Raw genomic sequence first — 12,177 nt, 5'->3', positions numbered from 1 at the left:
TGTTTGAGGTTCTAACTCTGGTCCATTATCTGGATCGAGGACAGTGTATGGTGGGTAGTTTGACTGGGGCGGTCTCCTCCCAAAGAGTAACGGAGGAGTACGAAGGTGCACTCAGCATGGTCGGAAATCATGCAATGAGCATAATGGTATAAGTGCGCTTGACTGCGAGTCAGACATGACGAGCAGGTACGAAAGTAGGTCATAGTGATCCGGTGGTTCTGTATGGAAGGGCCATCGCTCAACGGATAAAAGGTACTCCGGGGATAACAGGCTGATACCGCCCAAGAGTTCACATCGACGGCGGTGTTTGGCACCTCGATGTCGGCTCATCACATCCTGGGGCTGAAGCCGGTCCCAAGGGTATGGCTGTTCGCCATTTAAAGTGGTACGCGAGCTGGGTTTAGAACGTCGTGAGACAGTTCGGTCCCTATCTGCCGTGGGCGTTGGAGATTTGAGAAGAGTTGCTCCTAGTACGAGAGGACCGGAGTGAACGAACCTCTGGTGTTCCGGTTGTCACGCCAGTGGCATTGCCGGGTAGCTATGTTCGGACGGGATAACCGCTGAAAGCATCTAAGCGGGAAGCCTCCTTCAAGATGAGATCTCCCTGAGACTTCGAGTCTCCTAAAGGGCCGTGGAAGACTACCACGTTGATAGGCTGGGTGTGGAAGCGTTGTGAGGCGTTGAGCTAACCAGTACTAATTGCCCGTGCGGCTTGACCATACAACAGAGATGGTTACTAACGATTGATTGGGTTGTGGCCCAAGAGACACACAGAGCAAGATCGACTTGCGGTGTATTACTACAGAATGTTTCACCGATTAATTTGGGGTTATCGCCGGTCCAAAGAGACCAGGCAAACAGCGATAACAGGTAGCGCAGGGCAACAATCGCCCATAAGACCAACACCAACCCAAGCCAGTTTGCCTGACGACAATAGAGTTGTGGAACCACCTGATCCCTTGCCGAACTCAGAAGTGAAACGCAACATCGCCGATGGTAGTGTGGGGCTTCCCCATGTGAGAGTAGGTCATCGTCAGGTTTTAATTCAAAGGCCCAGTCGCTTACGCGGCTGGGCCTTTTTTCTTTTTGCGCTAAAATGCGTTTCCGGTGGGTGGCACTGCATCGACGCCGCTGCTAGCTATCTCTCAGCTTGCTTATCAGTCGCTGCATACGCTCGAAGTGACTGCCTTTCCAGTACACGCGGCCGCAAACATTGCAGTAGGCAAAGTCATTAAAACAACGTCGGCTGTTTTCGGGAATTTTTGACCACACGGCCTGCTTATCTACTTTTACCAAGGGAGCGTTGCAGAACGTGCAGCGTGAAAAAGGTCGGAAGCTGTTCTGAAGCTGCAATCGAGCAACGATTTCTTCGATCTGGTTTTGAGGCCGTGTAGCGCGCACATAATAAGCGTGCGTCAGCGCTTTTCGTTTCAGCAGCCCCAGATCGCGAGTAAGCAGAATCCGCTGCTGATCCAGGGAAATCGCTACCAGGCGTTCATCGCTGCAATGTCCATAATACAGGCAGTCAAAACCGAGCATCCGCAGGTAACGTGCCAGGCGCCCGAGATGGCAATCGAGGATGAAGCGCGATTCGCGCAGGGGTTTGGGGCGCAGCCGTGTGATGCCGGAGATATCCAGTGATTCAAACATTGGATATACACTGACACGGTCGCCGTCCTGTGGTCGCCAGCTAAAATCTACTGACTGGCCATTCACCAGAATCAAATCCACTTCCGTATGTGGTATGCCGAGATTTTCGATCGCATCCTTTATGGTGCTGAGAGTGACAAATTTCCGGGTAAAGCTTCGTTGTCTGAACGGCTTCGGTAGAAAGTCATTTAGTTCGCGATAAATGCGGAATGTCAGTGTTGGCATCTCAGTTCTGCCTCGGAAGTATTGGCCACCAGGTCAATGTTTCCGGCCCGGATAGAACATCGGTATAGTAGTTAAACTACACATAACAAAACGCAGAATAATGATAAAAAAACTGTTTGTTACTTTGGTTTTATGCATCGCAGTGCTGGTCGCGTTGCTCTATGTCCCGCCCTCAAGCCGCGTCCGTGAGGAACCGCCCGTTGTACTCGAGCCGCTCAATACCCCCCGTCCGGATGCTGAGAACCTGGTATCAATCCAGCCCTATTTAACACCGGATGACTACGCCAGTGCCGAACGGCTGCAGCGCAAGTTACACGAATATCTGCAGAGGGCGCGGGATGCGGGATTGCTGAGTGCGAAAAGCCTGGTGGTGTTTCCCGAGCATATTGGAACCTGGCTGGTTGCTGAAGGTGAAAGCTTTATGGTTTTCTCCAGTCGGCGCACAGATACCGCCCTGTTCTGGTCGGCACTGGGAAACCTGCCGCAATTTGCCCGGCTGCTGATGGAGGAAACTGCCACCGACCCGTTTGCTGCAGCGCTGTTCAAATCCAAATCTGCGGAGATGGCAGGGCAGTACCAGCAGATTTTTTCCGGGCTAGCGCGGGAATTCGGTGTGACATTGGTGGCCGGATCCATTGTGCTTCCAGATCCGAAAATCGAAGACAACCGAATTTCCCTGAGGCCGGGACCACTGTACAACAATAGCTTTGTTTTCTATGCCGACGGTGGTGTCGCGGGGCCGGTACGTAAAAATTATCCGATCGATAGTGAACAGCCTTTTATCCAGCCGGGCGACAGGGATTTACCCATTTTCCAAACGCCGCTTGGTCGTCTTGCCGTACTGATCTGTGCTGATAGCTGGTATCCATATAGCTGGCAGCAGATTGCATCGGCAGACATTGTGGCGGTACCGTCTTTTTCTTCGCCCAGTGGCATCTGGCAAAAACCCTGGGCAGGTTATAACGGCGCGGCAACACCGATAGACGTAGATCGTCAGGACATCGGGCGGTTAAGTGAGGGTGAAGCCTGGCTCAAGTACGCGCTGGCAGGGCGTGGCGGCCATATACGCGCGGGTATAAATACTTTTCTACGCGGTGATCTCTGGGACCTGGGAGATGATGGCCGTACCACGGCCATCATCAATGGTGAGGTCATGCAGGGGGAGCGTCGGAATGGTGCGATCATTTCCAGTGTCTGGTTACCGTGATTTTTGATACGGGCGACAGCAAGACAGACGGTAGGCAAGGACAATAACAATGCAAAACGAAATAGAGCCGGAACGTGTCGAGGTCGTGGTGGTGGGGGCCGGAATCTCAGGCCTTCAGGCAGCGCGTCTGCTGCGGGGTAAATACTCGGTAAAGGTGCTCGAGGCCAGGGAACGGGTGGGCGGGCGGTTACAGAATCATTTTTTTGCCAATGGCGATAGCGTGGATGTTGGTGGGCAATGGGTAGGACCGGGTCAGGATCGCATGTACCGGTTGATTGGAGAGCTGGGCGCAGCTATCTGGCCGCTGTACGACCGCGGCGACAACCTGCTTTATCTTGCGGGGAAATCCCGCCGTTACCGCGGCACTATCCCTAAAATCAATCCCATTGCACTTGCGGACCTGGGGCTCGCGATGGCTCGATTCGAGTCTATGGCCCGCAGTCTCGACCCGGCGGCACCCTGGCTACATAAGAAGGCGTTGCATTGGGATTCCATGACGCTGGATAGCTGGTTGCAGAAAAATTGCCGCACAAAGCTCGCCCGGCAGCTATTTGCCGTGGGAATCGGAGCGGTTTTTGCGGCAGAGCCCGCCGAGCTTTCCCTGCTGCACGCACTTTTCTACGCTCGTTCCGGTAACTCTCTGGAAACTCTGCTTGCCGTTACCGGTGGTGCTCAACAGGACCGGGTACATGGTGGTACCGCGGGCCTGTGCGAGGCCATGGCACGGGATCTGGGGGAAAGAGTGCGGTGCAACGCGCCCGTTGAATCGGTTACGGAATTGCCCGGCGGCAGCTTGCAAGTACGCTACAGGCAAGGCGTCATTATTTGTAATCGGGTTATTGTTGCGGTACCGCCGAATCAGGCGCTGCGCATTCGCTTTGAACCCGAACTGCCAGCGTGGCGGGACAAGCTATTGCAGCGGATGCCTGCCGGTTCCTGTATCAAGTGCGTCGCCCGTTATGAAAAGCCATTCTGGCGAGACAGTAACCTGTCCGGGCAGGTGGCGAGCCCGCAGGGGCCGGTGCGGGTGACATTTGATAACTCCGAGCAGGGCAAGGCTTCCGGTTTGCTGATGGGGTTTCTGGAAGGAGATGTGGCGCGCTACTACAGCAATGTAAGTCCCTCTGAAAGGCGTGAGGCGGTACTCGACTGTTTCGCACGTTACTTTGGTGAGACTGCGCGCAACCCGCTGGAATATGTGGACAAGGACTGGAGTAGCGAAGGCTGGACGCGAGGCTGTTACGCGGCGCTATTCGCTCCGGGTACCTGGACCGGTGGAGGTGCGCGGCTGCGGGAGGCCAATGGCCGGATTCACTGGGCGGGAACGGAATTTGCTGTGGAATGGTTCGGCTATATGGAGGGGGCACTGGAGGCCGCCGAACGTGTGGCCGCCGAAGTAGACGCAGTCCTCAATGGGACGACTGGCCACCACGATTTTAATAAACCTGAGGCCCACCATGTGTGACACCCTGACATTGCGCGGGCCTGAATTCACCTGGTTGGCCAAGAACAGCGACAGGGACCCGCTGGAGGCGCAGCGAGTGGAAGTGATTACCGCGGTGCATGGTGACAACGCCAAACGCGTTCGCTGTACCTGGATCGACGTCGCGCAGGTGCCCGATCGCTACAGATGTATCATCGGTCGTCCGGCGTGGATGTGGGGTGCCGAAATGGGGGTCAATGAATGTGGCCTGGCGATCGGCAACGAGGCGATTTTTTCCCGCAAGGTGCGCCGCAGCGGCGTGGCCTTGCTGGGGATGGACTTGTTGCGTCTGGCGCTGGAGCGGGCGGACACCGCAGACAATGCTCTGCAGGTAATGGTCGATCTGCTTGAACAATACGGGCAGGGCGGTCCGGCAGGTTATACCCAAAGCGATTTTCGCTACGACAACAGTTTTCTTATTGCCGACAAAGCATCCGTTTGGAAGCTCGAAACGGCCGGGCGCCACTGGGCAGCGGAGAGAGTGGGAACCGCGGACAGTATTTCCAACGCGCTGACCATCGGTAGCGACTTTCAACACAGCGATGCGCAGCTGGCCGCAAATCCGCTGAATTTTCGCCGTCACTTTGATACCTGGCTGGTGCCGTTTGTCGGTGCCAGCCATCGACGGCGCAACACCAGCCTCAACGCGCTGCGAAAACTCGATGTAAACAGCGTTAGCTTTGCGGACTTTGCTCGGCTATTGAGATCCCATCGACGTAACAGACCGAGTGGCAATGGCGATCTGTGTATGCATGCCGGCTCCGCGCACTCACCGTTTAAATTCCTGCGCCCATCACATACCGTCAACAGCATGATCGTACGCTTGGGAGGCGATGGTCCCAAAGTTGTATTTACCGGGACTTCCTCTACCTGCGCCAGTCTGTTTAAACCGGTGGGGTTTTCTGCAAGCTGGAGTGTTTGCCAGCGGGATCTGTGGGAAAGACACAAGGTGTGGCTGGATCATCACAATTTCACAAATGAAGACCGCGAACGGCTCGCGATAAAAATCGAAGAGGCCGAACGAGAAATATTCGCGAAGCTGGAGAGCGGCCAGCTCGAAGCGTCGGAAAAAGTTGCCCGGCACGGGATGGCGACCATATTCAACAATACGATCGCGGACGGTATGGAACCAGAAGCGTGTTTTTAGTGGGATTTATCCCGTTGTAGGGTGAGTATGCCGACCGTTCCCTCCGCGCCGGCGCCCAGTAGCAGATTACCGCCGGCGGCAAGTGTGTAGAAACCGGGACCGGCCAACGGCTGCCAGGTTTTCCCGTCATCAAACGAAATATCACTGCTGGTTTTTCCGCTAGCCACGCAGGTGCTTTTAATGCAGCTCATGGCGGTGCGCAAACCGCGCTGCCCGTTGTCGGCCAAATTCCACTGCCCCTGGTCGTAACTTGCCAGGTTGGGGTAAGTGCCCGGGCGATTGGTGTAGTCGCCGCCCATGACAAATACTTCTCCGAGACTGTTCAATGACAGTGCGTAGCCGCCGGACGTCTGGCTTTCCCGGTGGAGGGGGACTTCGGCTTGCTGCCAGGTGCGTCCGTAATCATTACTGCTGTACACCCGGGCGGCAAAACCGCCTGTAGTGAACCAGGCTTTGCCGTTGGGGCCGGTGATGAGGGTATTGCCACTTGCGGCGAACGCCGCTTCCCTCTCGCTGAGTGCCGGCAGCGCAGCTTTTGGAATGCGCTGCCAGTGTTGTCCGCCATCTTCGGTGACCATGACCACGTAATAGCCGTCGACCGGGTCGCCGAGCAGAAGGCCGTGTTTCCGGTTCCAGAAGCCGATGGAATCAAAGAACCCCAGTTCGTCCGGGTTTTCAAACAATAACTGCCAAGTTTGGCCGCCATCCTCGGTGAGATACAGGCGGGACTGCGCGCCTTCCCCCACTCCCATAACGATCGCGCTCTGGTCGTCGAATACGGCAATATCGCGGAAGTCCATTTTCGGCTCGGCGGGGACTGAGACGTCCTGCCACGTGTTACCTCCATCGACGCTGCGCATTACGGTATTCCCCGTGCCGGTAATCCAAAGAGTTGCCGGACCCACCGCGCTGCCGCGCAGCGAGGCCTTGTTTTCCAGGTTGAGTAACTTCCACTGTGGCATCTTTTCACTGGCCAATGTGTATAGCGGATTGAGCAAGGCCAGGGTAATGATTGTGGTCAACATGGGGCGAATCGGCATCTTGTGTTCTCGGCAATGGCTGGGCGGTTGTGTTTATTGTATTGCTCGCGGGGGAGCGCCGGAGATCACTATAAAGCGCGGGTATTACCGGGCACAAGGTAGGGATGATGGCGATACGGAAAGGTGGGCGGACAAGTTATTGTGCTAGGGGCTGGCATTCCCCCCGCAACATTTATCGACCGTTGCTATCCTTCAAAGTGGGAGCGCCTTTGCACGTGAGAATTCGGCACGACCGGCACAGGTACCGGTTCGTTGCTGACGAATTGATATGGCCGCCAAAATCCTGCGGGCGGTTGGTTGCGATGGTTAAGCACTCCCCCGAGTTTTCTGGAGGAAGCATGAAGTTTGAGTGCAAATTTTTTCTGCTGTCGATTGGCCTTGTATTATCGGTGGGGGCCTTCGGGCAGAACGTGGTCAAGAAAGTAGAGTTGGTCGCAGCCCACGAAACAGTGTTGCTTCCACTGATGGCCCAATCTCAGGAGTTGCAAGATCAGGCGGCGAAGCCGGCTGAGCCGAGTCCCTTAATCTGGGTCTTTCGGCATCGACGGGTTAAGCAGTGCCAGGGTGAGGATATGTCACTGGATGAGAGCCGTGCCAAGCTGAAAGAGAGTGGTGTGGCTGCCCATGAATCCCACTGCGGATTTCGCACAGATCAGGTTTTTCTGGCAGGTTGCGGCGAGCCCACAGGACGCATATTGCTGCACTTGATCAGAGCGAATGCGCTCGACGCGGCAATTGACGCAGGATATGGCCCGGCCGAGCAAATTACCTATCAAAAAGTGGAGTGCACTGACGAGGCGACCCCCTGACCAGGTTCGCAGCGTGATTTGCCTCCAGTAACAAAAAAGGCCTGCAAATGCAGGCCTTTTTATTTGGTACCAGAGGCCGGACTCGAACCGGCACGCTTTTAAGGGCGGGGGATTTTGAATCCCCTGTGTCTACCAATTTCACCACTCTGGCAGTGGCTCGAGGCGAATGTGCTTTCAGGTGCCTCGGCGAGGGTGTTGATTATAGCGATGGCCGGTTGCCGGTCAACCAGATTTGGCGAAGCCATCGGATTCCGTTACTCTTCGCGCCCGTTAATTGTCCACCTAAACTGATTGCATGCGCCGCCAGGATTTCCATTTCGAGCTTCCCGATGAGTTGATCGCCCGCACGCCGACCAAAGAGCGCCGCGGCAGCCGCCTGCTGTGCCTCCATGGCCCGAGCGGCGAGCTTACCCACCGCCATTTCGCCGACCTGCCGAGCCTGCTGGAGCCCGGCGATCTGCTGGTATTCAACGACACCCGGGTGATCCCCGCCCGGCTGTTTGGCCGCAAGGCCAGTGGCGGCAAGCTGGAAGTACTGGTGGAGCGGGTGCTGGATGACCGACGGGTGCTGGCACATGTGCGCTCCAGTAAATCGCCCAAGCCCGGCAGTGAAATCCTGCTGGAAGACGATACCCCGCTGCAGATGGTGGCGCGTCACGATGCGCTGTTTGAGCTCGAATTCCCCGAAGAGGGCGTACTGCCCGTCCTCGAGCGCCTTGGGCACATGCCGCTGCCGCCCTATATTGACCGGCCAGACGACGACGCGGATCGCGAACGCTACCAGACCGTGTATAGCCGCAACGCCGGGGCCGTGGCGGCGCCGACCGCCGGGCTGCATTTCGACGAAGACATGCTGGAGACGTTGCGCGCGCAAGGTGTCGAAACCGCATTCGTGACCCTGCACGTGGGTGCAGGCACGTTTCAGCCGGTGCGGGTGGACGACATCTATACCCACCAGATGCACAGCGAAGTACTGGATGTGTCGGAAGCCGTATGCCGGGCGGTGGCAGATTGTCGCGCTCGTGGTGGCAAGGTGGTGGCCGTGGGCACTACCAGTGTGCGGGCGCTGGAGAGCGCGGCGGCCTCCGGCTCGCTGCAGCCGACAGTGGGGGAAACTGAGATTTTCATCTATCCCGGCTATGAGTTCCGGGTGGTTGATCGCCTGATCACGAATTTTCACCTGCCGGAATCCACTCTGTTAATGCTGGTCAGTGCCTTCGCCGGCTACCGCCACGCAATGCATGCCTATCGCGAGGCGGTGGATCAAAAATACCGATTCTTTAGTTATGGCGACGCCATGCTGATCGACCGCAATTCCGCTGTGGATCCTGCGGAAGTCGGATGCGCTGATTAAGGCCGAAGTCCCTTTTATCTATAGCGCCCGGAATTCATTTGAGGAGAACCCTGTGAGTCGCCAGTGTTTTATGCAGTTTGAGCTGGACAGCACCGAAGGAAAGGCCCGACGCGGTCGGCTGAAGTTTCCCCGTGGTGTGGTAGAGACCCCGGCATTCATGCCGGTGGGTACCTACGGCACGGTCAAGGGCATGTTGCCGCGGGATGTGGAGGCCATCGGCGCCCACATCATTCTGGGGAATACCTTTCACCTGATGCTGCGCCCTGGCACCGAGGTCATCAAGGCCCATGGGGACCTGCACGATTTCATGCAGTGGCACGGACCGATCCTGACCGACTCCGGTGGCTTTCAGGTGTTCAGCCTGGGGCAGATGCGCAAGATCACCGAGGAGGGCGTGTCCTTCAAGTCCCCGGTAGATGGCAGCCCGGTATTCATGGGGCCGGAAGAGTCCATGGCGGTGCAGCGGGACCTGGGCTCGGATATCGTGATGATCTTCGACGAATGCACCCCGTATCCGGCCACGACTGACGAGGCGCGCAAGTCCATGGAATTGTCGCTGCGTTGGGCCAAGCGCTCCAAGGATGCGCACGGCGACAACCCTTCGGCACTGTTTGGTATCGTGCAGGGCGGGATGTACCCGGAGTTGCGCGATGTCTCCCTCGCCGGGCTCACCGAGCTGGGATTTGACGGCTATGCGATCGGCGGGCTCTCGGTGGGTGAGCCCAAGGAAGACATGATCAAGGTACTCGACCACCTCGCCTACAAGATGCCGCAAGACAAGCCGCGCTACCTGATGGGCGTTGGCAAGCCGGAGGACATTGTCGAGGCGGTGCGCCGTGGTGTCGACATGTTCGATTGTGTTATGCCCACCCGCAACGCCCGCAATGGCCATCTGTTTACCTTTGCCGGCGTGGTCAAGATCCGCAATGCCGTGCATCGCCACGATACGCGCCCTCTGGAAGAGGAGTGCGACTGTTATACCTGCCAGAACTTTTCCCGCAGTTACCTGCATCATCTCGACAAATGTGGCGAAATTCTAGGCTCCCAGCTCAATACGATTCACAATCTGCGGCACTATCAGCGCCTGATGCAGAAGATCCGCGATGCGCTGGATGCCGGTGAGCTGGATGCTTTCGTGGCCGATTTCTACCGCGGTCTGGGACGAGAAGTGCCGCCGCTGGGGTGAGCCGCGGGTTGGCGCATTTGTACCGACTTTTTATCCCCGTATAATCAGCCACCGCCTTTTATCACCGGTGCGAAGCCGGGAAGGGCCCATCCGGTCGGTGCGACCGAGAACTGGCCTTGTAAATATAAGAGTTAGCCCGCATATCCACGGATATTGCTAAAAACGAGTCCGCCCTGCGGGCCATTCCAACAATGAGAAAAGCATGAATCGCTACCCCCTCTGGAAATATTTCCTGATCCTGATCATTACCGGGTTGGGGCTGCTGTACGCGGCGCCGAACCTGTACCGCCCCGATCCCGCAGTACAGGTTTCCGGGCAGTCGAGCGCGCTCAAGGTTGATCAAAATGTGCTCGGTCGCGCCGAGAAAGCACTGGATGACGCTGGCATTGCCTACTTTGGCGGAGAAGTGCAGGAAAAATCGGTCCTGTTGCGCTTGAAGTCCATTGAGGAACAGCTGCCAGCGAAGCGCGCCATTCAGGAAGCGCTGGGGTACAGCGACTATGTAGTGGCGCTCAACCTGGCGCCGACGACCCCGGATTGGCTCAATAAAATGGGCGCGAGCCCGATGAAGCTCGGCCTGGATCTGGCCGGTGGGGTGCACTTCCTGATGGAAGTGGATACCAACTCCATCGTCAAAACCAATATGGAAGGCTATGTCGCGGATGTAAAAACCAAGCTGCGCGCCGCCAAAGCGCGTTATCGCGGTGTGGAACTGGAAGGTGACCGCGAGATCGTCGCCAGCTTTCGCGACGAGGAGCTGAGGGCTCTGGGTATGCGTACCCTGCGCAAGGAATTCCCGACACTCCAGCTCACCGAGTCTGGCAGCGGCGATAACCTCGAGGTGCGGGCGACGCTTTCCGAACAGGAAATCAAGCAGCTGGAAGATTATGCGGTAACCCAGAACCTGACCACCCTGCGCAACCGGGTCAATGAGCTGGGTGTTGCCGAGCCCATCGTTCAGCGCCAGGGTCGCAACCGGATCGTAGTAGAGCTGCCGGGGGTGCAGGATACCGCCGAGGCCAAGCGCATCATCGGCAAGACCGCGAACCTGGAATACCGTATGGAGGCCAAGCCCGACGCGCTGGTCACCAACAAGGAATACTTCGAGTACCGCAATGAACAGGAGCGCGCGGCCTACGGCGGCGCCTGGCTGGAACGCAAGATCATCATTTCCGGTGAGCGCGTAACCGATGCGCGGGTAGGGTATGACGAGAGCGGTTTTCCGCAGGTGAATATCACCCTGGACTCCCGCGGCGGCGAGATGATGCATCGGGCTACCTGGAAAAATGTCGGTCGTCGCATGGGAACCCTGTTTGTGGAGAGCCGGTTCACCCCGGAGAAGCAGGTGGATGCGCAAGGCAATGAAGTCATTGTCCAGAAGCGCACCGACGACAAGAAAATTATCAGCCTGGCCACGGTGCAGAGCCCCCTCGGGCGTCAGTTCCGTACCACCGGGCTCGGTAGCCCCGCGGAAGCCCAGGAACTGGCTCTGCTGTTGCGCTCCGGCGCGTTGGCGGCACCGATGTACTTTGTGGAAGAGCGGGTCATCGGACCGTCCCTGGGTGCAGACAACATTGAGGTGGGGGTGACCTCCGTGAAGATCGGTATGCTGGCGGTAGTGCTGTGCATGCTGATTTTCTACCGGGTGTTCGGTCTCGCCGCCAATATTGCCCTGGCGGTGAACATGGTGCTGCTGGTGGCGGTGATGTCGATTCTCGGCGCAACACTGACCCTGCCTGGCATTGCCGGTATGGTGCTGACGATCGGTATGGCGGTGGACGCCAACGTGCTGATTTTCTCCCGGATCAGGGAGGAGTTGCGCAACGGGCTATCACCGCAATCGGCGATCAGTGCCGGTTTCGATAACGCATACAGCGCAATCGTGGATGCGAACATCACCACCCTGATCGTTGCGGTGATTCTGTATGCGATCGGCTCCGGTCCTGTTCAGGGCTTTGCGGTGACCCTGTCCATCGGCATCCTGACCTCCATGTTCAGTGCGATTATGGGTACACGGGCATTGATCAACTTGTTCTACGGCGGTCGCCGTGTTCAGAAACTCTGGATTTGAGGGCG

9 protein-coding genes, 1 tRNA gene and 2 rRNA genes (1 of these 12 cut by a window edge) are annotated in these 12,177 nt (G+C 57.2%); 9 read left to right on the top strand and 3 right to left on the bottom strand.

The genetic code is table 11. The features are described 5' to 3' along the window. Together R5R33_RS03335 and rrf are read left to right on the top strand one after the other, a co-directional pair. Positions 1-720, top strand: a 23S ribosomal RNA gene (locus R5R33_RS03335); it begins 2,166 nt to the left of the window's first position. Positions 721-923: 203 nt separating this feature from the next. After that, positions 924-1,039 (top strand): 5S ribosomal RNA (gene rrf, locus R5R33_RS03330). Positions 1,040-1,134: 95 nt separating this feature from the next. On the opposite strand, the gene R5R33_RS03325 is transcribed toward rrf, so the two are convergent. Then, positions 1,135-1,875, bottom strand: coding sequence for a Mut7-C RNAse domain-containing protein (locus R5R33_RS03325; RefSeq protein ID WP_318954640.1), 741 nt, complete (start codon positions 1,873-1,875; stop codon positions 1,135-1,137). A gap of 100 nt (positions 1,876-1,975) precedes the next feature. On the opposite strand from R5R33_RS03325, the gene R5R33_RS03320 reads away from it, so the two are divergent. The 3 genes from R5R33_RS03320 to R5R33_RS03310 are packed head-to-tail and all read left to right on the top strand — an operon-like array spanning position 1,976 to position 5,712. Continuing rightward, complete coding sequence (locus tag R5R33_RS03320) at positions 1,976-3,082, top strand: carbon-nitrogen hydrolase family protein (protein ID WP_318954639.1); 1,107 nt, start codon at positions 1,976-1,978, stop codon at positions 3,080-3,082. Positions 3,083-3,131: 49 nt separating this feature from the next. After that, a complete protein-coding gene (locus R5R33_RS03315; protein WP_318954638.1) occupies positions 3,132-4,547 on the top strand; it encodes a flavin monoamine oxidase family protein in 1,416 nt (471 codons plus the stop codon). Next, on the top strand, positions 4,495-5,712 hold the full coding sequence (locus R5R33_RS03310; RefSeq protein WP_318954637.1) for a C69 family dipeptidase: 1,218 nt from the start codon (positions 4,495-4,497) through the stop codon (positions 5,710-5,712). The genes R5R33_RS03315 and R5R33_RS03310 overlap by 53 nt, the downstream gene beginning before the upstream one ends. Here R5R33_RS03310 and R5R33_RS03305 read toward each other — a convergent pair. Beyond that, positions 5,709-6,737 (bottom strand): beta propeller repeat protein, encoded by a 1,029-nt coding sequence (locus R5R33_RS03305; protein WP_318954636.1) that lies wholly within the window; start codon positions 6,735-6,737, stop codon positions 5,709-5,711. The genes R5R33_RS03310 and R5R33_RS03305 overlap by 4 nt on opposite strands. Positions 6,738-7,090: 353 nt before the next feature. Here R5R33_RS03305 and R5R33_RS03300 point away from each other — a divergent pair, with 353 nt between their 5' ends. Continuing rightward, entirely contained in the window at positions 7,091-7,561 is a 471-nt protein-coding gene (locus R5R33_RS03300) for a hypothetical protein (RefSeq protein ID WP_318954635.1), read from the top strand. 64 nt (positions 7,562-7,625) lie between these two features. Here the strand turns inward: R5R33_RS03300 and R5R33_RS03295 are convergent. Then, positions 7,626-7,712: transfer RNA gene (locus R5R33_RS03295), tRNA-Leu, on the bottom strand. Positions 7,713-7,856: 144 nt separating this feature from the next. On the opposite strand from R5R33_RS03295, the gene queA reads away from it, so the two are divergent. The 3 genes from queA to secD all read left to right on the top strand — a co-directional run bounded on the left by queA (position 7,857) and on the right by secD (position 12,172). Next, on the top strand, positions 7,857-8,915 hold the full coding sequence (gene queA / locus R5R33_RS03290) for a tRNA preQ1(34) S-adenosylmethionine ribosyltransferase-isomerase QueA (protein WP_318954634.1): 1,059 nt from the start codon (positions 7,857-7,859) through the stop codon (positions 8,913-8,915). Between the two features lie 70 nt (positions 8,916-8,985). Continuing rightward, entirely contained in the window at positions 8,986-10,101 is a 1,116-nt protein-coding gene (tgt, locus tag R5R33_RS03285; RefSeq protein WP_318955767.1) for a tRNA guanosine(34) transglycosylase Tgt, read from the top strand. A 202-nt stretch (positions 10,102-10,303) separates the two neighbouring features. After that, entirely contained in the window at positions 10,304-12,172 is a 1,869-nt protein-coding gene (gene secD / locus R5R33_RS03280; protein ID WP_318954633.1) for a protein translocase subunit SecD, read from the top strand. Positions 12,173-12,177: the final 5 nt, after the last annotated feature.

It is taken from the genome of Microbulbifer pacificus (assembly GCF_033723955.1).
GTDB classification, from domain to species: domain Bacteria; phylum Pseudomonadota; class Gammaproteobacteria; order Pseudomonadales; family Cellvibrionaceae; genus Microbulbifer; species Microbulbifer pacificus.
Note: the sequence above shows the minus strand (reverse complement) of the source record. Positions and strands in the feature narration are given on the sequence as shown.

Bases quoted from the DNA above. Each gene is read 5' to 3' on its own strand.
- queA (WP_318954634.1), top strand. From the start codon at position 7,857: ATGCGCCGCCAGGATTTCCATTTCGAGCTTCCCGATGAGTTGATCGCC.
- tgt (WP_318955767.1), top strand. From the start codon at position 8,986: ATGCAGTTTGAGCTGGACAGCACCGAAGGAAAGGCCCGACGCGGTCGG.
- R5R33_RS03325 (WP_318954640.1), bottom strand. From the start codon at position 1,875: ATGCCAACACTGACATTCCGCATTTATCGCGAACTAAATGACTTTCTA.
- R5R33_RS03310 (WP_318954637.1), top strand. From the start codon at position 4,495: ATGGGACGACTGGCCACCACGATTTTAATAAACCTGAGGCCCACCATG.
- secD (WP_318954633.1), top strand. From the start codon at position 10,304: ATGAATCGCTACCCCCTCTGGAAATATTTCCTGATCCTGATCATTACC.
- R5R33_RS03320 (WP_318954639.1), top strand. From the start codon at position 1,976: ATGATAAAAAAACTGTTTGTTACTTTGGTTTTATGCATCGCAGTGCTG.
- R5R33_RS03315 (WP_318954638.1), top strand. From the start codon at position 3,132: ATGCAAAACGAAATAGAGCCGGAACGTGTCGAGGTCGTGGTGGTGGGG.
- R5R33_RS03300 (WP_318954635.1), top strand. From the start codon at position 7,091: ATGAAGTTTGAGTGCAAATTTTTTCTGCTGTCGATTGGCCTTGTATTA.
- R5R33_RS03305 (WP_318954636.1), bottom strand. From the start codon at position 6,737: ATGTTGACCACAATCATTACCCTGGCCTTGCTCAATCCGCTATACACA.